This is a genomic window from Cupriavidus nantongensis (assembly GCF_041726985.1).
Taxonomy (GTDB): domain Bacteria; phylum Pseudomonadota; class Gammaproteobacteria; order Burkholderiales; family Burkholderiaceae; genus Cupriavidus; species Cupriavidus nantongensis_A.
The window spans coordinates 143415-166760 of sequence record NZ_CP168303.1; the positions used below are offsets into that span (position 1 = coordinate 143415).

Annotated in this window: 22 protein-coding genes; 16 read left to right on the forward strand and 6 right to left on the reverse strand. The window is 69.5% G+C overall.

The genetic code is table 11. The features are described 5' to 3' along the window. The first annotated feature begins 19 nt into the window (after positions 1 to 19). From ACEI37_RS11690 to ACEI37_RS11755, 14 genes are all read left to right on the forward strand, one after another. On the forward strand, positions 20 to 916 hold the full coding sequence (locus tag ACEI37_RS11690; protein ID WP_373379026.1) for a dienelactone hydrolase family protein: 897 nt from the start codon (positions 20 to 22) through the stop codon (positions 914 to 916). A gap of 52 nt (positions 917 to 968) precedes the next feature. Further along, positions 969 to 1757, forward strand: coding sequence for an enoyl-CoA hydratase/isomerase family protein (locus ACEI37_RS11695; protein WP_373379027.1), 789 nt, complete (start codon positions 969 to 971; stop codon positions 1755 to 1757). A 240-nt stretch (positions 1758 to 1997) separates the two neighbouring features. Continuing rightward, positions 1998 to 3416: an adenosylmethionine--8-amino-7-oxononanoate transaminase gene (bioA, locus tag ACEI37_RS11700; RefSeq protein WP_373379028.1), complete on the forward strand. Its 1419-nt coding sequence runs from the start codon at positions 1998 to 2000 to the stop codon at positions 3414 to 3416. Next, on the forward strand, positions 3406 to 4620 hold the full coding sequence (bioF, locus tag ACEI37_RS11705) for an 8-amino-7-oxononanoate synthase (RefSeq protein WP_373379029.1): 1215 nt from the start codon (positions 3406 to 3408) through the stop codon (positions 4618 to 4620). Before bioA ends, bioF begins: the two co-directional genes overlap by 11 nt. Next, on the forward strand, positions 4617 to 5372 hold the full coding sequence (bioD, locus tag ACEI37_RS11710; RefSeq protein WP_373379030.1) for a dethiobiotin synthase: 756 nt from the start codon (positions 4617 to 4619) through the stop codon (positions 5370 to 5372). Before bioF ends, bioD begins: the two co-directional genes overlap by 4 nt. Positions 5373 to 5394: 22 nt before the next feature. Continuing rightward, entirely contained in the window at positions 5395 to 6417 is a 1023-nt protein-coding gene (gene bioB / locus ACEI37_RS11715; RefSeq protein WP_373379031.1) for a biotin synthase BioB, read from the forward strand. Between the two features lie 71 nt (positions 6418 to 6488). After that, positions 6489 to 8507, forward strand: coding sequence for an acetyl-CoA carboxylase biotin carboxylase subunit (locus ACEI37_RS11720; RefSeq protein ID WP_373379032.1), 2019 nt, complete (start codon positions 6489 to 6491; stop codon positions 8505 to 8507). Between the two features lie 166 nt (positions 8508 to 8673). Then, entirely contained in the window at positions 8674 to 9639 is a 966-nt protein-coding gene (locus ACEI37_RS11725) for a fimbrial protein (protein WP_373379033.1), read from the forward strand. Between the two features lie 172 nt (positions 9640 to 9811). Next, positions 9812 to 10753, forward strand: a complete 942-nt coding sequence (locus tag ACEI37_RS11730) for a 2-hydroxyacid dehydrogenase (RefSeq protein WP_373379034.1) — start codon at positions 9812 to 9814, stop codon at positions 10751 to 10753. 66 nt (positions 10754 to 10819) lie between these two features. Continuing rightward, entirely contained in the window at positions 10820 to 11755 is a 936-nt protein-coding gene (locus tag ACEI37_RS11735; RefSeq protein ID WP_373379035.1) for a hydroxymethylglutaryl-CoA lyase, read from the forward strand. Positions 11756 to 11782: 27 nt separating this feature from the next. After that, the gene (locus tag ACEI37_RS11740) at positions 11783 to 12295 is read left to right on the forward strand and encodes a YbaK/EbsC family protein (protein ID WP_373379036.1); all 513 of its coding nucleotides are present in this window, start codon (positions 11783 to 11785) and stop codon (positions 12293 to 12295) included. Next, the gene (locus tag ACEI37_RS11745; RefSeq protein ID WP_373379037.1) at positions 12292 to 12720 is read left to right on the forward strand and encodes a thioesterase family protein; all 429 of its coding nucleotides are present in this window, start codon (positions 12292 to 12294) and stop codon (positions 12718 to 12720) included. The genes ACEI37_RS11740 and ACEI37_RS11745 overlap by 4 nt, the downstream gene beginning before the upstream one ends. A gap of 30 nt (positions 12721 to 12750) precedes the next feature. Then, entirely contained in the window at positions 12751 to 13005 is a 255-nt protein-coding gene (locus ACEI37_RS11750; protein ID WP_373380331.1) for a DUF1289 domain-containing protein, read from the forward strand. Next, positions 12975 to 13931, forward strand: coding sequence for an MBL fold metallo-hydrolase (locus ACEI37_RS11755; protein WP_373379038.1), 957 nt, complete (start codon positions 12975 to 12977; stop codon positions 13929 to 13931). The genes ACEI37_RS11750 and ACEI37_RS11755 overlap by 31 nt, the downstream gene beginning before the upstream one ends. A 76-nt stretch (positions 13932 to 14007) precedes the next feature. Here ACEI37_RS11755 and ACEI37_RS11760 read toward each other — a convergent pair whose 3' ends face one another. The 6 genes from ACEI37_RS11760 to ACEI37_RS11785 all read right to left on the reverse strand — a co-directional run bounded on the left by ACEI37_RS11760 (position 14008) and on the right by ACEI37_RS11785 (position 20949). Then, complete coding sequence (locus tag ACEI37_RS11760) at positions 14008 to 16218, reverse strand: TonB-dependent receptor (protein WP_373379039.1); 2211 nt, start codon at positions 16216 to 16218, stop codon at positions 14008 to 14010. A gap of 159 nt (positions 16219 to 16377) precedes the next feature. Beyond that, the gene (locus ACEI37_RS11765) at positions 16378 to 16779 is read right to left on the reverse strand and encodes a hypothetical protein (RefSeq protein WP_373379040.1); all 402 of its coding nucleotides are present in this window, start codon (positions 16777 to 16779) and stop codon (positions 16378 to 16380) included. Continuing rightward, a complete protein-coding gene (locus ACEI37_RS11770) occupies positions 16769 to 18058 on the reverse strand; it encodes a GTP-binding protein (protein ID WP_373379042.1) in 1290 nt (429 codons plus the stop codon). The genes ACEI37_RS11765 and ACEI37_RS11770 overlap by 11 nt, the downstream gene beginning before the upstream one ends. 225 nt (positions 18059 to 18283) lie before the next feature. Then, complete coding sequence (gene dksA / locus ACEI37_RS11775) at positions 18284 to 18703, reverse strand: RNA polymerase-binding protein DksA (RefSeq protein WP_010813282.1); 420 nt, start codon at positions 18701 to 18703, stop codon at positions 18284 to 18286. A gap of 610 nt (positions 18704 to 19313) precedes the next feature. Next, positions 19314 to 20399, reverse strand: coding sequence for a GTP-binding protein (locus ACEI37_RS11780; protein WP_373379043.1), 1086 nt, complete (start codon positions 20397 to 20399; stop codon positions 19314 to 19316). 28 nt (positions 20400 to 20427) lie between these two features. Then, entirely contained in the window at positions 20428 to 20949 is a 522-nt protein-coding gene (locus tag ACEI37_RS11785; RefSeq protein WP_373379044.1) for a Fur family transcriptional regulator, read from the reverse strand. Positions 20950 to 21055: 106 nt separating this feature from the next. On the opposite strand from ACEI37_RS11785, the gene ACEI37_RS11790 reads away from it, so the two are divergent. Further along, a complete protein-coding gene (locus ACEI37_RS11790; RefSeq protein ID WP_373379045.1) occupies positions 21056 to 21955 on the forward strand; it encodes an alpha/beta fold hydrolase in 900 nt (299 codons plus the stop codon). Positions 21956 to 22242: 287 nt separating this feature from the next. Beyond that, complete coding sequence (locus ACEI37_RS11795) at positions 22243 to 23229, forward strand: tripartite tricarboxylate transporter substrate-binding protein (RefSeq protein WP_252681475.1); 987 nt, start codon at positions 22243 to 22245, stop codon at positions 23227 to 23229. Positions 23230 to 23346 lie beyond the last annotated feature (117 nt).

Consider the following 23346-nt stretch of genomic DNA (forward strand, 5'->3'; position numbering starts at 1 on the left):
CGATACTGCCTGACTGCTGATGCGCCGCAACGCCCGCCTGTTCCACCGCCTCGCCCTGGCCACGGTGCTTGCCGTGCTGGCACCGCTGTGCGGCCATGCGCAGATGGCGGACGGCAACGGCCAGTCGGCGGCGCGCGTGCGTTTCCAGGAGCAGGTGGTGATGCTGCCCAAGGCCGCGATCCCGTCGCGCATCGACCTGGAAGCCACGGTGTTCAAGCCGGCCGGTGCCGGGCCGTTCCCGCTGGTGGTGATCAACCACGGCAAGGCGCCGGGCCGGCCCGGCATGCAGGGGCGCGCGCGCTTTCCGGCGCAGAGCGTGGAATTCCTGCGCCGGGGCTACGTGGTGGTGCTGCCGATGCGACAGGGCTTCGCGCGTTCGGGCGGCGCCTATATCGGCGGCAGCTGCGACATCGAGACCAACGGCATGATGCAGGCCGACGACGTCGTCGCCACGCTCGACTACATGGCGACACAGCCCTATGTCGACATGGACCGCATCGTCGTGATCGGCCAGTCGCATGGCGGGCTGACCACCATGGCGTTCAGCACCATCGCCTATCCCGGCGTGCGCGGCGTGGTCAACTTTGCCGGCGGGCTGCGCAACCTGAACTGCCCCGACTGGGAAGAGCGCCTGGTCGATGCCTTCGCCGCCTACGGCAGCGTGGCACGCTACCCCTCGCTGTGGGTCTATGGCGAGAACGACAGCTACTGGCCGGTGCCCTTGCCCGGCCGCATGTTCAACGCCTTCAAGACGCGCGCCAGCGGCCCCGCGGCGCAGGCCCGGCTGGTCGACGTGGGCGAGTTCGGCGCCGACTCGCACCGGCTGTTCAGCGCGCGCGAAGGCATCCCGGTGTGGCTGCCGGAGGTGGGCGAGTTCTTCCGCTCGCTGGGGCTGCCCTTCGATCCGGGCACCTGAGCCGCATCATCCCTATCCGCTATATGCGCCATATCCGCCAACGGAGCGAACCATGGAATTCACTGCCCTGACCGTCAATATCGCCAACCACGTCGCCACCGTCACGCTGAACCGGCCCGACGTGCGCAACGCCTTCAACGAGACCGTGATCGCCGAGCTGACCGGCGCCTTCCGCGCGCTGGGCGACATGGACGAGGTGCGCGTCATCGTGCTGGCCGGCAGCGGCCCGGCCTTCTGCGCCGGCGCCGACCTGAACTGGATGAAGAAGATGGCGGGCTACTCCGACGACCAGAACCGAGCCGATGCGCTGACGCTGGCGCAGATGCTGCACACCATCTGGTCGTGCCCGCGCCCGGTGATCGCGCGCATCCAGGGCGACACCTATGCCGGCGGCATGGGGCTGGTGGCCGCGTGCGATATCGCGGTGGCAGCCGAGCACGCGCATTTCTGCCTGTCGGAGGCACGCCTGGGCCTGCTGCCCGCCACCATCAGCCCGTACGTGATCCGCGCCATGGGCGAGCAGGCCGCGCGCCGCTACTTCATCACCGCCGAGCGCTTCGACGCGGCCGAGGCGCTGCGCCTGGGCCTGCTGCACGCGGTGGTGCCTGCCGAGGCGCTCGACGCCAAGGTCGCCGAACTGACCGCCGCGCTGGTCGCCAACAGCCCCAACGCCGTGCGCGAGAGCAAGCGGCTGGTGCAGGACATCGCCGGGCGCGTGATCGACAACGACCTGCTGGCCGACACGGCCGACCGCATCGCGAAGATCCGCGCTTCGGAAGAGGGGCGGGAAGGGGTGAAGTCGTTCCTGGAGAAGCGCACGCCGTCGTGGCGTCCGGCCTGAGTTCAAATAAAGACTGCGGGCGATTGCGTGGAGATGGCGGCACGCTAGCCACAAGGGCAGCGCTTCTTGCCGCCAACCTTCGCCAAATCCCGTCAAAGCTGCGCTAACGGGAAAAATCCTGCGGCATTGCCAAGCCGCGGAAGTCCTCCCTACCATGACCCTCCCTATCCGTCCGCGACCATCGCGCCGACCGGCCCTGCCGGCGGCGCCAGCGCGGACGGCCAACCAAGGAGGGCTATCTTGGACCACCTGTCCCTTTCCCCCGGCAGCGGCGAACCGGCGCTCGGAGAGCGCAGCCGCGCCGCCGTCTGGCATCCGTGCACGCGCCTGCGTCCGGACGATGACGCCGTGCCGCTGGCGATCGTGCGCGGCGCAGGCCCGTGGCTGCACGATGCCGACGGCCATCGCTACTTCGACGCCACCAGCTCCTGGTGGGTCAACCTGTTCGGCCATGCCAACCCGCGCATCAACGCCGCGCTGGCAAGCCAGCTGGAGACGCTCGAGCATGTGATGCTGGCGGGCTGCACGCATGCGCCCGCGGTCGAGCTGGCCGAGCGCCTGTCGGCGCTGACCGGCGGCGCGCTCGGCAATGTCTTCTACGCCTCGGACGGCGCCTCGGCGGTCGAGATCGCGCTGAAGATGAGCTTCCACTACTGGCGCAACACCGGCCTGCCGGCCAAGCGCGAGTTCGTCTGCCTGCGCCACGGCTACCACGGCGAAACCGTGGGCGCGCTCGCCGTGACCGACGTGGAGATCTTCCGCGATGCCTACGACGCGCTGATCCGCCGCGCGCATGTGGTGATGTCGCCCGATGCACGGCAGGCCCGGCGCGGCGAGACCGCCGCCGACGTGGCGGCGCGCGCGCTGGCGGAACTGGAGGCGCTGCTGCGCGAGCGCGCCGGCGCCGTTGCCGCGCTGATCGTCGAGCCGCTGGTGCAGGGTGCCGCCGGCATGGCGATGCATGACCCGTCTTACCTCGATGGCGTGCGCGCGCTATGCGACCGCTACCGCGTCCACCTGATCGCCGACGAGATCGCGGTGGGGTGCGGACGCACGGGCACCTTCTTCGCGTGGGAGCAGTCGCGCGGCACCGAGGCGCCGCTGCCCGCGCATGCCTGGCCCGATTTCCTGTGCCTGTCCAAGGGCATCAGCGGCGGCTACCTGCCGCTGTCGCTGGTGCTGTCGCGCCCGGAAATCCAGCGCGCCTTCGTCGCCGACGAGCTCGCGCGCAGCTTTTTGCATTCGCATTCGTACACCGGCAACCCGCTCGCCTGCCGCGCGGCATTGGCCACGCTGGACCTGTTCGTGCAGGATGATGTGCTGGCGTGCAACCGCGAGCGCGCGCAGTGGCTGGCCGAGGGCATGGCCGCGCTCGCCGCCGACGCACGCGTGCAGCATGTGCGCCAGCGTGGCCTGATCTGGGCCGCCGATGTCCGCGACGACGTTGCCGGCACCGACTTCGCCGCGCGCTTCCACCATGCCGCGCGTGCGCGCGAGCTGCTGGTGCGCCCGATCGGCAATACGCTCTACGTGATGCCGCCCTACGTCTTCGACGCCGCGCAGGCGCGCTGGCTGGGCGAACGGATGCTGGCCACGCTCGACGACGTGACCGAGCAAGTGAACGAGACCGCGGGCAAGGAGGTGCGCCATGCTGCTTGAACAACTGAAGCAGGCCGCCGAACAGCGCCATGCGCTGGCGCTGACGCGCCGCCGCCGCATTGCCCACACCGCCTGCGCGCCGCACCAGGCCGTGGGCGAGGACGGCACCGGGGTGGAATCTCTGCTGACCTTCTGCAGCAACGATTACCTCGGGCTGGCCAACCATCCGCAAGTGGTCGCCGCGCTGGTGGAAGGCGCGCAGCGCTATGGCGCCGGCAGCGGCGCCTCGCACCTGGTCAGCGGCCATTCGCTCGCGCATGCGCAGCTCGAGGCCGAACTGGCACGCTGGCTGGCGCCGTACATCGCGCAGGCGCGCACGCTGTACTTCTGCACCGGCTACATGGCCAACATGGCCGTGCTGACCGCGCTCGGCACTGCCGGCGCGACGCTGTTCTGCGAGTCGCTCAACCATGCCTCGCTGATCGACGGCGCGCGACTGGCGCGTGCCGAGGTGCAGCGCTACCCGCATTGCGACACCGCTGCGCTGGAAGCGTTGCTTGCGGCCAGCACCAGCGCACGCAAGCTGATCGTCACCGACAGTGTGTTCAGCATGGACGGCAACGTCGCGCCGCTGCGCAGGCTGCTGGAGCTGGCCGAGCGTCATGACGCCTGGATCGTCGTCGACGATGCCCACGGCTTCGGCGTGCTCGGCGAGCACGGGCACGGCGTGCTGGAAGCGCTCGGGCTGTCGTCCGAGCGCTTTATCTACATCGGCACGCTGGGCAAGGCGGCCGGCGTGGCGGGCGCCTTCGTCGCCGCGCACGAGACCATCATCGAACACCTGGTCAACACCGCGCGGCCGTATATCTACACCACGGCCGCGCCGCCCGCGGTCGCGCATGCGCTGCTGGCGAGCCTCGCCATCATCGAAGGCGACGAGGGCCGGCAGCGCCGCGCGCAACTGGCGCGCTGCATCGCGCTGCTGCGCGAAGGGCTGGCCCAGCTCGCCGCGATCGCTGGCTGGACCCTGGGCGACAGCCAGACCGCGGTGCAGCCGCTGATCGTCGGCGACAACGGCGCCGCGCTGGCGCTGTCGGCCGCGCTGGAAGCCGACGGCATCCGCGTCGGCGCGATCCGTCCGCCGACCGTGCCGGAGGGCACCGCGCGGCTGCGCATCACGCTGTCGGCGGCGCACACCGAAGCCGATGTGCAGCGCCTGCTGGATGCGCTGAGCGCCGCGGTGGCGCAGCGGGAGGCCGCATGAACCCACACACGCACGTCCCGCCCATTGCACCGTTCGCCTGCTTCGTCACCGGCACCGACACCGGCATCGGCAAGACCCACGCCAGCGCCACGCTGCTGCATGCACTCCGTGCCGCCGGCTACCGCACCGCGGGCATGAAGCCGGTGGCCAGCGGCAGCGAATGGCGCGACGGCCACTGGCACAACGACGACGTGGCGCAGCTGCGCGCCGCCAGCTCGGTCGCGGTGCCGCTGGGCCAGACCTGCCCGTTCCTGCTGCGCACGCCATGCTCGCCGCACCTGGCCGCGGCGCAGGAAGGCGTGCGCATCACGCGCGCACCGATCCGTGCCGCCTTCGACGCGCTGCGCCGCCAGGCCGATGCCGTGGTGGTGGAGGGCGTGGGCGGCTTCAACGTGCCGCTCGATGCCGGCGCCGTGCGCTGGAACACCGCCGACCTTGCCGTGATGCTGAGCGTGCCGGTGGTGATGGTGGTCGGCATCCGGCTCGGCTGCCTGAACCACGCTGTGCTGACCGCCGAAGCCATCCGCGCGCGCGGCCTGCCGCTGGCCGGCTGGATCGCCAACCGGGTCGATCCCGAGATGCTGCTGGCCGACGAGAACATCGCCACGCTGCACGCGTCGCTCGACGCGCCGTGCCTGGGCGAGCTGCCGTGGCAACTGGCGCCCGCCGCCGCGGCCGGCCGGCTCGACCTTGCGCCGCTATTGACGGCCGCCACCCGCTACCAGGCCGAGGCTGCCGGCCTGGCCGCCTGAAAACAACAAAATCTCATTGACCATGACCCAAGCTCACACCGTTGCCACCATCTCCGCCGAATCGCTGCGCCAGACCGCGCGCCCGCATGCCTTGCCCGACGACGCCAAATGGCGCGTCGATGACGTCGCCGCGCTGTTCGCGCTGCCGTTCAACGACCTGCTGTTCCGCGCCCAGCAGGTGCACCGCGAACACTTCGATGCCAACACCGTGCAGCTGTCGACGCTGCTGTCGATCAAGACCGGCGGCTGCGAGGAGGATTGCGGCTATTGCCCGCAGAGCGCGCACCACGATGCCGGCGTCAAGGCCGAGAAGCTGATGGCGCTTGAAGAAGTGCTGGACGCCGCGCGCGCGGCCAAGGCCAATGGCGCCACCCGCTTTTGCATGGGCGCCGCCTGGCGCAGCCCCAAGGACCGCCACCTGGAGCCGGTGATGGACATGGTGCGCGAAGTCAAGGCGATGGGCCTGGAGACCTGCGTCACGCTGGGCATGCTCAAGGCCGAGCAGGCGCAGCAGCTCAAGGAAGCCGGCCTGGACTACTACAACCACAACCTCGACACCTCGCCCGAGTTCTACGGCAAGATCATCACCACGCGCACCTACCAGGACCGGCTCGACACCATCGGCCATGTGCGCGACGCCGGTATCAACGTCTGCTGCGGTGGCATCGTCGGCATGGGCGAGTCGCGCGAGGCGCGCGCTGGCCTGATCGCGCAGCTGGCCAACATGGACCCGTATCCGGAGTCGGTGCCGATCAACAACCTGGTCCAGGTCGAGGGCACGCCGCTGGCCGGCACCGAGGCGCTGGACCCGTTCGAGTTCGTCCGCACCATCGCGGTGGCGCGCATCACCATGCCGCAGGCGATGGTGCGCCTGTCGGCCGGCCGCGAGGCCATGGATGAAGCGTTGCAGGCGCTGTGCTTCATGGCAGGCGCCAATTCGATCTTCTACGGCGAAAAGCTGCTGACCACCGGCAACCCGCAGGCCGACCGCGACCGCGCGCTGCTGGCCCGCCTCGATATCCGCGCCGAGGGCTACGCGGGATGATGTGACAGGAAAGTGCCCGCTGGACGGCGCGCCGCCGTAATATCCCGGTTAGGGGATAACAAGGAGGGCGCATGTTCAACAAGATCCTGATCGCCAACCGCGGTGAAATCGCCTGCCGCGTGGCCGCCACCTGCCGCCGGCTGGGCATCCGCACCGTCGCGGTGTATTCCGATGCCGACGCCGAGGCGCGCCACGTCGCCTTCTGCGACGAGGCCGTGCATATCGGCGGCGCCGCCGCGCGCGACAGCTACCTGCGCGCCGACCACATCATCGAGATGGCCAGGGAGACCGGCGCCCAGGCGATCCACCCGGGCTACGGCTTCCTGTCCGAGAACGAAGCCTTCGCCGAGGCCTGCGCCGCGGCGGGGCTGGTCTTTATCGGCCCGCCGGCCTCCGCGATCCACGCGATGGGCAGCAAGAGCGCGGCCAAGCAGCTGATGGAAAAGGCGTCGGTGCCGCTGGTGCCGGGCTACCACGGCGAGGACCAGGACCCGGCGCTGCTGCGGCGCGAGGCCGACCGCATCGGCTATCCGGTGCTGCTCAAGGCCAGCGCGGGAGGCGGCGGCAAGGGCATGCGCGTGGTCGAGTCCGGCGACGGCTTCGAGGCCGCGCTGGCGTCGGTCAAGCGCGAGGCCTCGGCCAGCTTCGGCGACGACAAGGTGCTGGTCGAGAAGTACCTGACGCGCCCGCGCCATATCGAGATCCAGGTGTTCGCCGATACCCACGGCAACTGCGTCTACCTGTTCGAGCGTGATTGCTCGGTGCAGCGGCGCCACCAGAAGGTGCTGGAGGAAGCGCCGGCGCCCGGCATGACCGAGGAGCGTCGCCGCGCCATGGGCGAAGCAGCGGTGGCCGCGGCAAAAGCCGTCGGGTACGTGGGCGCTGGCACGGTCGAGTTCATCGCCAACCAGGACGGCTCGTTCTACTTCATGGAGATGAACACGCGCCTGCAGGTCGAACATCCGGTCACCGAGATGATCACCGGTCAGGACCTGGTCGAATGGCAGCTGCGCGTTGCCGCCGGCGAAGCGTTGCCGCTGACGCAGGACCAACTGCGCATCGACGGCCACGCGCTGGAGGCGCGCATCTACGCCGAGAACCCCGACAAGCAGTTCCTGCCGTCCACCGGCACGCTGCGCTTCCTGCGCACGCCGCCGGCGGTGCAGTTCATGCGCGGCGAGGATGCCCACGGCCCGGCCGGCGTGCGCATCGACGCCGGCGTGCGCGAGGGCGACACCATCAGCCCGTTCTACGACCCGATGATCGCCAAGCTGATCGTCTGGGGCAAGGACCGCGACGAGGCGCTGGCGCGCATGCGCCAGGCGCTCGCGGCCTACCACGTGGTGGGGCTGTCGACCAACGTGGCGTTCCTGCAGCGGCTGGTCAAGTCGGAGGCGTTCCGTACCGCCGATCTCGACACCGGCCTGATCGAGCGCAACGAGGCGGTCCTGTTCCCGCCGCCCGCGCCGGTCGGCATGGAAGTGATCGCGCTGGCGGTGGCTGCGCTGCTGGATCGCGAGGCGCGCGAGCTGCGCATCGATGCAGCCGATCCGCATTCGCCGTGGACCCACGCCGGCGCCTGGCGCCTCAATGGCGGCGTGTCGCGCGTGCTGCGCTTCGGCTATGGCGAGCAGGTGCTCGACGTGAAGCTGGACTGCAATGCGCGCGGCAGCACGCTGATCTACGCCGACCAGGCCGCGCCCTTTGCCTATACCTGCCAGGCGGACGATCTTCGCGTCAACCTGGGCACGCGGCGCACGCACGGGCGGGTGCATGCCGATGGCGATACCTTCCACGTCTTCTACGCCGGCCGGCATGTGAGCCTGGCGTGGCTCGACCCGCTCGCCCACGCGGGTGAAACCGAGGGCGAGGGCGGCAAGCTGACCGCGCCGATGCCGGGCAAGGTCATCGCGGTGATGGTCGAGGCCGGCAGCGCCGTCACGCGCGGCACGCCGCTGCTGGTGATGGAGGCGATGAAGATGGAGCACACCATCAGCGCGCCGGCCGACGGGGTGGTCAGCGAAATCCTGTACGGCGTTGGCGAGCAGGTGGCGGAAGGAGCGCAACTGCTGGCGTTTGCAGGGAAATAGACATGCGGCTACCGGTCCGGCGTCACGGCGCCGGGCCGGAAATGGCAGAGGGAGCGAGGAAACTCGGCTATGAATTTTCCCGCGGAACTTGAGACACCTCCTATTCGCGGGTCGGATGCGTCGTGCCTAGAATTGCGGACCTTCAGCCTGTCACCCCGCAATTGCCATGCTACGAACGCTATGCCGGATTCTTCTCTGGGCCTTGCTGACTTCCGGCACCGCCGGGGCGGCGTGCAGTGGCACCGGCGTCAGTTCGACCATGGCGTTGCCGGCCAGCCTCACCGTTGCGCGGGACCAGCCCAACGGCAGCATCCTCTTCGACACCGGCTGGGTGGGCGCCAATTCCGCGTACATCGTTTGCGATCCCCTCGAAACATGGAGCTATGGCTATGCCATGCCGATGACGCCGGCGGCCGGCGTCGGCGTCTATGAAACCGGCGTCCCTGGCATCGGCATCCGCACCGGGTGGTCGAACACCCTAAGCGTGCAGCCGGCCGATATCACCCAATCCATGGTGCAGACCTGGCCGCGTGCGCAGCAGACGCTGCCCAATATGCGCGGCGCCTATCTGCCGCCAGCGCTGTATCGCGTCCAGCTGATCAAGACCGGGCCGGTCACGCCGGGCGTGATCGCGTTCCAGAACCCCACCGCCACATCCGTGTATGGCGGCATCATCGCCACCTTGGCCAACTTCACCAGTACGCAGGTCAATATCCGGACCGCCGGCTGCCGCGTCATCAACAGCAACATCATCGTCGAGCTGCCGACCACCAGCCTGCAGAGCTTCGGCGGCGTTGGTTCGACGCAAGGCGCGACGCCGTTCAGCATTGCGCTGGTGTGCGATGCCGGCATCAGCATTGCCTACGAACTGGACGGGACGGCGGACGCATCGAATGCCCCGGGCGTGCTGGCAAACCAGGCCGGCGGCGGCATGGCCACCGGCGTCGGGATACAGGTGCTGCAAGGCAAGGTGCCGGTGACGCTGAATATGGTGTCGTCTCCGTATGTGCGGACCACCAGCGACAACGAGAGCGTCAGCATTCCGATGACCGCACGGTATTTCAAGACCAGCCAGGGCGTGACCAGCGGGCGCGTGAGCGCTATCGCGACGCTCAACATGAACTACCACTAGCGGCCCGCGCGCCGCCTGGCGCCGTCGCACAAGCGCGCGCGAGCCGCGAAAACCCGGGAAATGCCCTGCCAGCGCGGGGCATTTTCCATTGGTGGCGCTCCCGTCATCCGCCCCCGCGGCGCATTCCTCTGCCAAAATAGCCCTTTGAACCACCACAGTCGCTGGAGACATCATGAAGTTGCAGCTGTACGTTCCGGATGGCCGTTACGAGCCATGGATCGAAGGTTTCGCCCAGGCGCTGCCGGAAGCCACCTGCGTGACCTGGGACGACAGCCGCGGCGAAGCTGCCGATTACGCCGTGGTCTGGCGCCCGCCGGTCGAGATGCTGCGTGGCCGCACCGACCTGAAGGCGGTGTTCAACCTCGGTGCCGGCGTCGACGGCATCCTGCGCCTGCGCGACGAGGATCCGCAGGCACTGCCGGCCGGCGTGCCGATCGTGCGGCTGGACGACGCCGGCATGGCGGCGCAGATGGCCGAATACGTCACCTCTGCCGTGCTGCGCTATTTCCGCCGGCTGGACGATTACGCCGCCCAGGCGCAGGCCGGCAAGTGGAAATTCCTCAAGCCGCACCGCCGCGAAGACTTCACCATCGGCGTGATGGGTATCGGCACGCTGGGCACGCATATCGCCCGCATGCTGGCCGGCTTCGGCTTCCCGGTACGCGGCTGGAGCCGCACCGCCCGCGCCGTCGAGGGCGTGGTGGGCTTCCATGGCGATGCCGGCCGCGCGCCGTTCCTGGACGGGCTGCGCGTGCTGGTCAATGTGCTGCCGCTGACGCCGCAGACCGAGAACATCCTGAACGGCGAACTGTTCGGCAAGCTGGCGCAGGGCGCCTACGTGATCAATGTCGCGCGCGGCCAGCACCTGGTCGAAGCCGACCTGCTCGCGGCGGTGCAGGCCGGCCAGGTCGCGGGCGCGACGCTGGACGTGTTCCGCACCGAGCCGCTGCCCGCCGAGCACCCGTTCTGGCAGGAGCCGCGCATCACCATTACCCCGCATATCTCGGCGCTGACACTGCGCGAGGACAGCATCGCGCAGATCGCCGGCAAGATCCGCGCACTGCGCGCCGGGCAGCCGATCGCGGGCGTGGTCGACCTGCAGCGCGGCTACTGACCGGCTGCGCAGCCCCCCGCCATACGAGCCAACCATACCCCACCGGATAAACGACAGGAGACAGCCATGACCATGCCGAACTACGTGAAGATCGTTGAAGTGGGCCCGCGCGACGGCCTGCAGAACGAGAAGGCGATGGTGCCGACCGACGTGAAGGTCGCGCTGATCAACCAGCTCACCGACGCCGGCTTCGTCAATATCGAGGCCGCCTCGTTCGTGTCGCCCAAATGGGTGCCGCAGATGGCCGACGGCGCCGACGTGATGGCGCGCATCCAGCGCCGCGCGGGCACGCTGTATTCGGCGCTGACGCCGAACATGAAGGGCTTCGAGGGCGCGATCGCGGCCGGGGCCGACGAGGTCGTGATCTTCGGCGCGGCCAGCGAGGCGTTTTCGCAGAAGAACATCAATTGCTCGATCGCCGAGTCGATCGAGCGCTTCGCGCCGGTGGCGGCGGCGGCCAAGGAGCAGGGCGTGCGCCTGCGCGGCAGCATCTCGTGCGCGCTCGGCTGCCCGTACCAGGGCGAGGTGCCGGTGAGCTCGGTGGTCGACGTGGTGCGCCGCATGCGCGAGCTGGGCTGCGACGAGATCGACATCGCCGACACCATCGGCGTGGGCACGCCGGTGCGCGTGCAGGAAGTGATGCGCGCCGCGGCGGCGGAGTTTGCGCTGGACCGGCTCTCGGGCCATTTCCACGACACCTACGGCCAGGCCCTGTCGAACATCCTGGCCAGCCTGGAAGTGGGCATCGCGATCTTCCATGCCTCGGTCGCGGGCCTGGGCGGCTGCCCCTACGCCAAGGGCGCCACCGGCAACGTCGCCACCGAGGACGTGCTCTACATGCTGCATGGCATGGGCATCCACACCGGCATCGACCTGGAAGCGGTGGTGCGCGCCGGCGACTACATCTCGCAGGCGATCGGCCGCGCCAACAGTTCGCGCGTGGGCCGCGCCCTGCTGACCAAATGGGCCGCCGCCAGCGACGCGGCGCCGGCCTGCGTGTAAGGCGCGCGGGCGCAAACAGGAGAACGCATGACGACACCTGACGAAGCGCTGCCCGAGTCCGCACAACGCGTGGCCGGCCTGCTGGCCGGCCTCGGCCACGACCGGCCTGTGGTGATGCTGCCCGCGACCGGCAAGACCTCGGCCGAGGCTGCCGCCGGGCTGGGCTGCAGCGTGGCCGAAATCGCCAAGTCGATCATCTTCCGCCGCGTCGCCGACGATGCGCCGGTGCTGGTGATCGCCAGCGGCAGCAACCGCGTCGACGAGGCCAAGGTGGCCGCGCGCGTGGGCGCGCTGGGCAAGGCCGACGCGCGCTTCGTGCGCGAGAAGACCGGCTATGCCATCGGCGGCGTCTGCCCGATCGGCCATGCGGTGGCGCCGGTGATGCTGCTGGACCAGGACCTGTTCCGCCATGACAGCCTGTGGGCCGCGGCCGGCCATCCGCATGCGGTGTTCAACCTGACCCCGCACCAGCTGCAGCAGATGACCGGGGCCGAAGTGGCCGATGTCGCGATCGCAGCCACTCCCGGAGCCGCGGCATGAGCCCGGACCTGCGCGCCGGCCTGGCATTTACCTGGCAATACACGGTGCCGCCCAAGGCCACGGTGCCGCGCCTGTATGACGATATCCCGGGCTGCCCCGAGATGCCGGACGTGCTGGCCACCGGCTACCTGGTCGGCATCATGGAGTGCGCCTGCCTGCAGATGTTGCGCGAGCACCTGGACTGGCCGCGCGAGCAGTCGCTGGGCACGCTGGTCAGCTTCTCGCACCTGGCGCCGACGCCGCCGGGCATGACCGTGACGGTCAGGGGCGAGCTGGTCGAGGTCGACGGGCGCCGCCTGCGCTTCCAGCTGAGCGCGTGGGACGGCGAGGACAAGATCTCGGAGGGCGTGCACGAGCGCCACCTGATCGACGCCGGCCGCTTCAACCAGAAGGTCGCGGCCAAGGCCGCGCGCGCGGCGGGCTGAGTGGCGAGCGCGCGCAACGCCATGGCTACGATGCCCCGCTCGCCCGCCTCGCTCGCCGCGGAACTGGCCAGGCAGGCCGATGCCGCGCTGCGGGCAACGCCGGTGCCGTCGCCGTGCCGCAACGTCTGCCGCATGGACCCGTCCAGCGGCTATTGCGAGGGCTGCCTGCGCACCATCGAGGAGATTGCCGGCTGGTCTTCGGCCGGCGACGAAGACAAGCGCCGCATCTGGGCGCAACTGCCGCGGCGCGCCGCATGGTTGGCGGGCGAGGAGACATCGTCGTGAGCGAAAGCACCGTGCCGCGCTTGCCGGCCACCATGCGCGTATTCGAGCGCGGCTGGCTGTCGGCCAACAACATCCTGTTTGCCGACGGCGACGATACCGCGCTGGTCGACACCGGCTACGTCACCCACGCGCCGCAGACGGTGGCGCTGGTGGCGTCCGCGCTGCAGGGCCGGCCGCTGGCGCGCGTGATCAATACCCATCTGCATTCCGACCACTGCGGCGGCAACGCCGCGCTGCAGGCACGCTGGCAGCCGCGCACCGCGATCCCCGCGGCCGAGGCCGAGGCCGTGGCGGCGTGGGATACCGATGCGCTCAGCTACAAGGCTACCGGCCAGCAGTGCGACCGCTTTACCTACGACAGCGTGCTGAACGACGGCGACACGCTGCGCCTGGGGGGCATCGACTGGCAGGTGGTGGCGGCCCCCGGCCATGACCCGCACGCGGTGATGCTGTTCGCGCCGGCCGAGCGCATCCTGATTTCCGGCGACGCGCTGTGGCAAAACGGCTTCGGCGTGATCTTTCCCGAGCTGGAGGGCGAGAGCGGCTTCGCGGAACAGGCGGCGGTGCTGGCGCGCATCGCGCAGCTCGATGTGCGCGTGGTGATCCCCGGCCACGGCAGCGTGTTCACCGACGTCGCGGCGGCGGTCGAACGCGCGCAGGGACGCCTGGCGTACCTGAGCGCCGACCCGGCGCGCAATGCAGCCCATGCGGTCAAGGTGCTGGTGAAATTCAAGCTGCTCGAGGCGCAGCGGATGACGCTGGCGGGATTGGCCGCGTGGATGGAGGCGGCGCCGCTGATGGCCCACATGCGCGAGCGCTTCATGCCGGGGCAGCAGATGGCGGAGATCTGCGCCCAGACGGTGGGGGCGCTGGCGCGGGTGGGGGCGGCGCAGGTCGAAGGGGAGTGGGTGGTGAATCGGGATTAGGTTTGTTTGAAGTGTGTGGAGGCGAGGGCCGGTGCCTCCACGAAGTACCGCCCCCACCCGCACCGCAGTCTTGTCTTCAGAACGACGTCCTGAACCCCACCTTCACACTCCTGCCAGCCATCGGCGCGATATCCCGCAGGATCGAGCCCGCATTGCGCGCGTCCTGGTTGGTCAGGTTGTCGCCGCGCAGGTACACCAGGGTTTGCGTCCCCGCCACCTTGAACTTGTAGGTCAGCGCCAGGCTCAGCAGCGTGTAGGCATCGGTCGGCGTGTCGTTGGACGGCACGCGCGTCTGTTTGGCCGCATACGTGACATCCACGCGCGCGCCCCAGGGCCCGGCGCCATACACCAGCGCGCCGCCGAGGCGCAGCGGCGCCAGCCGCGGCAGCGGCTCGCCGGTGTCGCGGTTCTCGCCGCGCACGTAGTCGGCGCGCGCCTCGAAGTCCAGTGTGTCGCTGCTGGTCAGCATCTTCTGCAGCAGGCGCGTCTTGCCTTCGGCTTCGAAGCCGTACAGCGTCGCCGGCACGCCCAGGTACTGGAACTCGGGCAGCGCGTCCGGGCTGCCGGCCGCGACCACGTCGCCGGCCTCGTCGCGCGCGCGGCCGGTGGCGTTGAGTGCGAGGTAGTTGGCGAAGCGGCTGTAGTAGCCCGACACGCCGGCGCTGTGCGCGCCTGACTTGAAGCGCACGCCCAGGTCGATCGAGGTGGCGCGCTCCTTGTTGGCATTGGGATCGCCGACTTCCCATGCGCCGGTGGCCACGTGGGGGCCGTTGGCGTACAGCTCGTAAAAGGTCGGCGCGCGTTCGGTGTAGGACAGGTTGCTGGTCAGCGACCACGCCGGGTTCACCTTGTACAGCAGGCCGGCCGAGGCGCTGGTGGCGTTGAAGCTGCGATTGGCGTCGGCGAAGCGGTCATTGCCGTTGGCGCTGGCCTTGACGCTGCTGTGGTCGAGCCGGCCGCCGAAGTTCAGCTTCAGGTCGCCGCCGGCGGTCAGCGGCAGTTCCTCGAACAGGAACAGCGCGGCGTTGTCGGTGTTGGTGCTGGGCACGAAGGCTTCTTCGCCCAGCGCCGAGAAGTTGGTGTGCCCGAACTGCGTGCCGACCACGCCGGTCAGGTTGCCGATCTTCGCGTGGCGGGCCTCGAAGCGCGCATCCCAGCCGCGGTTCTTGAAGATGGTGCCGGTCTCGCCGTCCTCGATTTCGCGGTGCTCGTAGTCGGTGAAGCTGACCTTGCCCTTGACCGACTCGAACCAGCCGCCGGTATTGCCGGCCAGGTTGCGCGCCTCGCCTTCGAGCGCGAAACGGTCCTGCTTCATCTTCAGCCGCACCGCGTCTTCGGCGGGCGTGCCGTAGTCGTTGCGGTAGGCGCTGTAGTTGGCGCCGAGGAAGCCATCGGCCCAGGTGTAGGAGCCGCCCAGCGAGCCACCCTGCTGGTCGGCGCTGGTATTGGGCAGGCGGCCGTAGGGTTCGGCCTCGCCGTCGGGCAGCGGCTCGGCGTTGCGCAGGCGGTCGCTGCGCGCGTAGCCGGGGATGCGCAGGTCGCTGGTCTTGCGCGCGAAAGCGTCGGCGTGGACGGCAAACCTGCCGTTGCCGGCCTCGATCAGCGCGCTGGCGTTGCGGGCCTGGTCGCCGCCGGCGGTGGCGCTAGCGTCGACCGCGCCGCCGATGCCTTCGATCGGCTCCTTGGGGATGCGGTTGTCGATCACGTTGACCACGCCGCCGATGGCATTGCCGCCGTACATCAGCGCCGCCGGCCCGCGCACCACTTCGATGCGCTCGGCCACCAGCGGATCCACCGGCACGGCGTGGTCGTAAGAGAGCGTCGAGGCGTCGACCGTGCTGCCGCCGTTCTGCAGCACCTTGATGCGGTCGCCGTCCAGGCCGCGGATCACCGGCCGGCTGGCGTTGGGGCCGAAGTAGGTCGACGACACGCCGGGCAGCTTGTCGAGGGTCTCGCCCAGCGTGCTGGCCTGGCGCACCGTCAGCGCTTCGCCGCCCAGCGTGGAGACCGGCGCCACCATGTCGTTCAGGTCGCTGCCCAGCGGGTTGGCGGTGACCACGACTTCGCGCAGCGTGGCGCCTGCCGGGCTGGCTGGAGCGGCAGCAGGCACGGCGGCGGGAGGAGCGGCCTCGACGGCCGGCACCGTGGCGGTCTGCGCCAGCGCGGCGGGCGCCACCAGGGCGGTAGCCAGCGTGGCGGTCAGGGAGGCGGCAAGTGCCGCCAGCGGAGTCAGGCGCGGGGCGGCAGGCTGGGTGTAACGGCGGACGGTGTAACGGTTCTTCGACATGGCGCGCGGAGCAATGCAGTGGCAATCGGCCCGGCTGGCACGGCGGCGTCCGGCCACGCGCGGCACACCCGCGATGGGCATGGCGGCGCGGCCCGCAGGGCGCGTGTTCAGCTCGGAATGCGTAAGACGGCGGGTGCGCGGCGCTGGCCGCGTCCCGGATCAGGCGAGGGCGATGGCCGGCGCCGGCGGGGCGCGCGATTGGAAGGGCTGGGCGGAGGGCAGGTCGGGCCAGCGCCAGGCCAGGCTGGCGGGCTTGACCGGCTTGCCGTAGGCAAGCTGCAGCGGCGGCAGCTTGCCGCAATGGGTGTCGGCGACGGTGGCGCCATCGAACAGCACGCACGAATGCCCGCTGAAGGCCTGGGCCAGCGGGTGCGTGTCAGTGTCCGACGCGGCGCCGGTGTTGGCGGCCGCCGGGGCGCCGGCCGGCGCGAGCAGGCTGCCGTGGACGATGCGGTGGGTCAGCCCGGCATGCTGCGCCAGCAGCAGGCACAGCGCCAGCCACAGCGCGGACCACAGGCCCGGGCCGTGCGCGCGCAGGCGGACGAACCAGTCAGTGCGCATGGGGATTGCCGCCCGGGTGGCCGTGACCGTGATCGTGGCCGGGATCGCCGCAGCCGCAGTCATCGCCATGGCTGTGATCGTGGCCATGGTCGTGGTCGTCGTCGAAATCATCGACCCAGGCTGGGAACGGGTCCGGATAGGCGGCCCAGGCATCTGCCCCGGCGGCCATCTCGGCATCGCTCAGCAGGCAGGCGTCGAGACGGGCCTGCAGCGCGGCATGGTCCAGGTCCAGGCCGATCAGCACCAGTTCCTGGCGGCGGTCGCCGAACGGCGCCTGGGCGCCGCCATCGTGCATGTCGGCCTCGACTTCCGCGCGCTCGGCGGCGTCGGCCGGCCATTCCGCCGGGTCCAGCGCCGCCCACCAGGCGCCAGCGCCGCCATGGCGGCAGACGCCGCCGGACTGGTTCCAGTCGCCCGCGGTCTCCATGCGGCTCGCCAGCCAGAACAGTCCTTTGGAGCGCAGCACGCTGCCATGCTCGCGCAGCCATTCGGTATGGATCAGGTCGGCGAAGCGTTGCGGGTGGAACGGGCGGCGGCGGCGGTAGACCAGCGTGGAGACGCCGCTGGCGGCGTCCGCCGCCGGCGCCTCGCCACGCAGCGCGGCGAGCCAGCCGGCGCCATCGGCGGCGGCTTCAAAGTCGAAACGGCCGGTGCCCTGCACGCGCCCGGGCGGCACCTCGCCGAAGCGGGCTTCGACGATGTCGGCGCGCGGGTTCAGCGCCTGCAGGGCCGCGCGCAGCTGCGCCAGCTCGGCGGCGCCGACGAGGTCGGCCTTGTTCAGCACGATCACGTCGCAGCCTTCGATCTGCGCGACCAGCACTTCGGCCACGGTGCGGTCGTCGTCCTGGCCCTGCGCCAGGCCACGGTCGGCGAGGAACTCGGCTTCGTTGAGGTCGCGCAGCACGGTGGCGGCATCGACCACGGTCACCAGCGTGTCGGGCAGTACGGCCGCGTCGGACCCCGCGCCATGCTCGGCCTCGAACAGGAAGCCTTCGGCGATCGCCAGCGGCTCGTCCAGGCCGTCGGCCTCGACCAGCAGCGCGTCGAAACGGTCCGTGGCGGCCAGCCTTGCGGCTTCGGCAAGCAGCGGCTCGCCCGACGGCAGCAGCGTGGCCTCGCAACCGGGCGGCAAGGGCGCCAGTGCTTGCCCGTCCTGCGCGCCGCAGACCAGCACGCCGACACGCCGGCCGGCGCTATGCGCGAGCAGGTGGTTCAGCAGCGTGGTCTTGCCGGCGCCGGGAAAACCGGACAGCACGGTGACGGGCAGGCGATCAGCCATGACAGCAGCAGGGAATGTGGAGGGAGCAACGCAGCGCGCATAGGTCGCGGGCGCGCTGTTGCAACAAGGTTGCGAATTTACCAGAAAGGCCGCGGCGGCAACAGCCGGATGATTCTCAATGGCAGGCCGTGGTCCTGGCGCGACAAGGGCTGGTGCGGAGCCCAAAAACAAACGGCCCGGGTACCCGGGCCGTCATGTTGCGCAGGCTGGCCGGCGCGCCGTGCTTCAGTCGCCGAACAGCTTCTGGCGCAGTTCGCGGCGTTGCTGCGCTTCCAGCGACAGCGTCGCGGTGGGGCGGGCCAGCAAGCGCGGCACGCCGATCGGCTCGCCGGTTTCCTCGCACCAGCCGTAGTCGCCGGACTCGATGCGCTGCAGCGACTGTTCGACCTTCTTCAGCAGCTTGCGCTCGCGGTCGCGCGTGCGCAGTTCCAGCGCGTGTTCTTCCTCGATGGTGGCGCGGTCGGCCGGATCCGGCACGATCACGGTTTCGCGCAGGTGTTCCGTGGTCTGGTCAGCGTTCTTCAGGATTTCGTCGCGCAGCTGTTCAAGGCGATGCTTGAAGAAAGCGAGCTGCGCTTCGTTCATGTAATCCTTGTCGCTCATCTTCAGGATTTCAGCTTCAGTCAGAAGTTTGTTGCTGCTCATGGTTGCTGCTGATTCTCTTGTTGATGCGGCCGGCGGCGTCTCAGTCCGCGCGGGTGCGCTGTCCGCGCGCTTGCGCGCCACGGTTGTTTCACTCTGGCTGGCTGCAGTCTTGCTGCTTCGCGGGCCTCCCTTCCTTGCGCCCGCTTCGGCGTTCGCCGTACTGCCGCGGGGAGCGGGCGCGGCCTTCACAGGCTGCGCCTTGAGCGTCTCTGCCGCTGCACTAGCAGTCTTGCTGCGGCTTTCTTTGGTCTTCGTTGCGGCTGTCATGGGGACACCTCTCTCTCGCGTCAGTCAGTGACGGCGCGCGTCGGGGTACCCCAAGCGGAACAGGCGGTCTCCGCACGAAGCACTGCGACCGCACCTGCTGGCGGCCTGCCTCATGCTGACGACGACCGCCGCCCTGCAAGTCCACCGGCTAGCGGTGGACCGGACACCGGTGGCGGGAAAAAGGTGCGCCACCGGTATCAAATCCGGCCTATTGTACTTGAACAAATTTTTCGGAGATATGGGGAAAACCGGCTGGCGCTTCGGTATTTCCCCGGTACCCCGAACGGGGGGCAGCCGCGCGGCGGTGTCGGAAGGGATGCCGCCCATGGGACGGCAGGCGCACTCAGGCCAGGCAGTTCTCCAGGCCCTTGAGGATGGCGTCGCTGGGCAGGTCCACGCCGATGAACACCATGCGCGTGCCCGGGGTCTCGTCTTCCCACTTGGCACCGATGTCGCTGCCCATCAGCTGGTGAACGCCCTGGAACACCACCTTGCGGTCCACCCCCTCCATATATAGTACGCCCTTGTAGCGCAACAGTTTTTCCCCGTAGACCGCCAGGATGCCGGACAGGAATTCTTCCAGCTTGCCGTAGTGGAAGGGCTTGTCGCTGCGGAAGACAAACGACGCGATGCGGTCGGTGTGGTGGTGGTGGTGATGGTGGTCGTGCGCATGGCCATGCCCATGGCCGTGGTCATGACCGTGGTCGTGGCCGCAGTCGGCGTCGCAATGGTCGCCGTGCTCATGGTCGTGGTCGTGGTCGTGGTCGTCGGCGCGCAGGAATTCGGGATCGATCTCGAGCTTCGCGTTCAGGTTGAAGCCGCGCAGGTCGAAGATGGTGTCGATCGGGGCCTCGCCGAAATTGACCAGGCGGATCGGCGCGCGCGGGTTCATATGCAGCAGGCGGTGGCGCAGCTCGGCCACGTCGCCTTCGCTCACCAGGTCGGACTTGGTGATGAAGATGGCGTCGGCAAAGCCGACCTGGCGCTGCGCCTCCTCCTGCTTGTCGAGCTGCAGGTGGGCGTGCTTGGCGTCGACCAGCGTGATCACCGCGTCGAGCAGGTAGCGCGAGGCGATTTCCTCGTCCATGAAGAACGTCTGTGCCACCGGGCCGGGGTTGGCCACGCCGGTGGTCTCGATCACCACGCGGTCGAAGTCGATCTCGCCGGCGTCGCGGCGCGTCAGCAGCGTCGACAGCGCCTGCACCAGGTCGCCGCGAATGGTGCAGCAGATGCAGCCGTTGCTCATCTGCACGATCTGCTCGCGGCCATCCTGCACCAGGATCTCGTTGTCGATGTTCTCTTCGCCGAACTCGTTCTCGATCACGGCGATCTTCATGCCGTGCTGCTCGTTCAGGATGCGCTTGAGCAGGGTGGTCTTGCCGCTGCCGAGGAAGCCGGTCAGGATCGTGACCGGAATCAGTTTGGACATTGTTGGTTCTCCGGGAAATGCGTGCCGGTCAGTGGGCGGCGCGCGTACGCTTGCCGCACTCGGCGCAGACGCCGTTCACGGTCAGTTCGACATGTTCGATGGCAAAGCCGCTGGGCACGCGCGGCGCGGCCGGCTGCGCCGGGGCGGCGGCATCGTCCAGGCAGTAGGTGCGGTCGCAGCGGGTGCAGTGGAAATGGCTGTGCTGGCGATGCTCCTGCGCGCGCGCGGCTTCGTGCTCGACCAGGCTGAAGCGGAACACGCGGTCGTTGCCGGCGCGTTTCTGCGCCACGCCCTGGTCCACCAGCCAGTCCAGCACGCGGTAGACGGTGACGCGGTCGATGGTCTCGCCGGCCTCGGGCAGCCGGTCGATCACGGCCTGGTGCGTCAGCGCCTCGTCGCTGCCGATCAGGCAGGCCAGGATGCACAGCCGCGGCTGGGTCACGCGCGCGCCCAGCTGGCGCAGGCGTTCATGGGCGGCCTCGAGGGCCGCCGGGGTCGGGTCTGCCGGTTCCGGCGCCAGCGCCGGCCGGTCCGGACTGGGACGGGTCATGGCCGGATTTAACCATAGCCCTCCGGTTGATGCAATTCAGTTGCGTCAGCTGGGGCGGCGGATTGCGCCTATGATCGCCACAGGACCACTGAACCCGGAGACCCCCATGCTGAATGACGCGAGCGCGCTGCTGTTCCCGAATTTCGAACCGTTCCGGCAACAGGTCGGCGAGGTCGAGATCGCCGGGGTGCGGGGCGGCTCGGGGCCGCCGCTGCTGCTGTTGCACGGCCACCCGCAAAGCCACCTGATCTGGCACCGGGTGGCGCCGGCGCTGGCCGACCACTTCACCGTGATCGCCACCGACCTGCGCGGCTACGGCAGCAGTGCGGCGCCGCCCGGCAATGCCGGCCACGAGCGCTACAGCAAGCGCGCCATGGCGCAGGACCAGGTGGCGCTGATGGCCGCCCTCGGGTTCCATCGCTTTGCGCTGTGCGGCCATGACCGCGGCGCGCGCGTCTCGCACCGGCTCTGCATGGACCATCCCGAGGAGGTCAGCCGCGCCATGCTGCTCGACATCGCGCCCACGCTGGCCATGTACGAGCGCACCAGCATGGCATTTGCCGCCGCCTACTGGCACTGGTTCTTCCTGATCCAGCCGGCGCCGTTCCCCGAGACCCTGATCAACGCCGAGCCGGATTTCTACATCCAGAAGCTGATGGGCCTGCGCCACGCCGGCCTGTCTGCGTTCGCCCCGGACGCGATGGCCGCCTACACCGCGGCGATGCGCGACCCGGCGCGCGTGCACGCCATGTGCGAGGACTACCGCGCCGCCGCCACCATCGACCTCGAGCACGACCGCGCCGACCGCGAGGCCGGACGCCGCCTGGCGCTGCCGCTGCGCGTGCTGTGGGGCGAGCACGGCGTGGTGGCGCGCTGCTTCGAGCCGCTGGCGCTGTGGCAGGAAGTGGCCGCCGACGTGAGCGGGCGCGCGCTGCCCTGCGGCCATTACATCCCCGAGGAAGCTCCCGAGCCGCTGCTGGAGGAAATGCTCGGTTTCTTCCGCTAGCCGGCGGCGGCTGTCGCGAAACGCTGACTTTGTGGGCGATTGCTGCCAGTTCTTCACGCTTTCCCGCCATATGCGGCGGATTGCAGGCGGGTTAGCCCCTATACCTGCCTATTGTCTGCTGTTGTTAACATCAAGCCCCGCCCTTGCCGTTTACGGTGGGCAGCGAAGCCAGCCGGCATGGTCCAAGCGCGGCCAGCGAGACCGCGCCAGTGCGCCCGCCCACGCGGGCGCCGGGCCGGCGGCAACGCATTGCAGACGGGTATTACCGGGAACCAGGAGAAGAGAGCATGAAACGAGTGGCAAAGATGGTCGCGGCCGCTATGGCAGTCAGCGCGATGGGTGTGGCGACGGGCGCGTACGCCCAGGAATATCCGGGCAGCAAGCCGGTGACGGCGGTGGTGCCGTTCGCCGCGGGTGGCCCGACCGACAAGGTCTCGCGCGAACTGACCATGATCATGTCCAAGCACCTGGGCGCGACCATCGTGATCGAGAACCTCGGCGGTGCCGGCGGCACCATCGGCGCCAAGAAGGTGGTCCAGGCCAAGAACGATGGCCACACCGTGCTGATCCACCATATCGGCATGTCCACCGCCCCGGCGCTGTACCGCAACCTCGGCTTCGATCCGCTCAAGGACTTTGAGATGGTCGGCGAGATCGCCGACGTGCCGATGGTGCTGGTGGGCAACAAGTCGCTGCCGCCCAACACCTTCAAGGACCTGGTGCCGTACATCAAGGCCAACGCCAGCAAGCTGTCGCTGGCCAATGCCGGCATCGGCTCGGCCTCGCACCTGTGCGGCCTGCTGTTCCAGAGCGCAATCCAGACCGAGCTGACCACCGTGCCGTACAAGGGCACCGCGCCGGCGCTGACCGACATCCTGGGCGGCCAGGTCAACCTGATGTGCGACCAGACCACCAATATCGCCGGCCAACTCAAGGCGGGCGCGCTCAAGCCGTACGCGGCCATGCAGTCGCGCCGCGTGGAAGCCTTCAAGGACATCCCGACCGCCGCCGAGCAGGGCCTGCCGGGCGTCGAAGTGAAGATCTGGCACGCCATGTACGCGCCCAAGGGCACGCCCAAGCCGGTGATCGACAAGCTGTCGGCGGCGCTGCAGAAGTCGGTGGCCGACCCGGCCTTCCGCGCCAAGATGGCCGAGCTGGGCGCCGAGGCCGTGCCGGCGCAGCGCGCCACGCCGGATTCGCTCCGCACCTTCCTGGGCGCCGAGATCAACAAGTGGACCCCGGTGATCAAGAAGGCCGGCGTCTATGCGGACTGATGGGGTGAAGTGATGAATGCGGCGCGCTGGCCCACTGGCCGGCGCGTTTGCCGAAGGGCCATGCGTCGCGCATGGCCCTTTTTGTTTTCGGGGCGCCGCCACCGGTCGTGGCCGGCA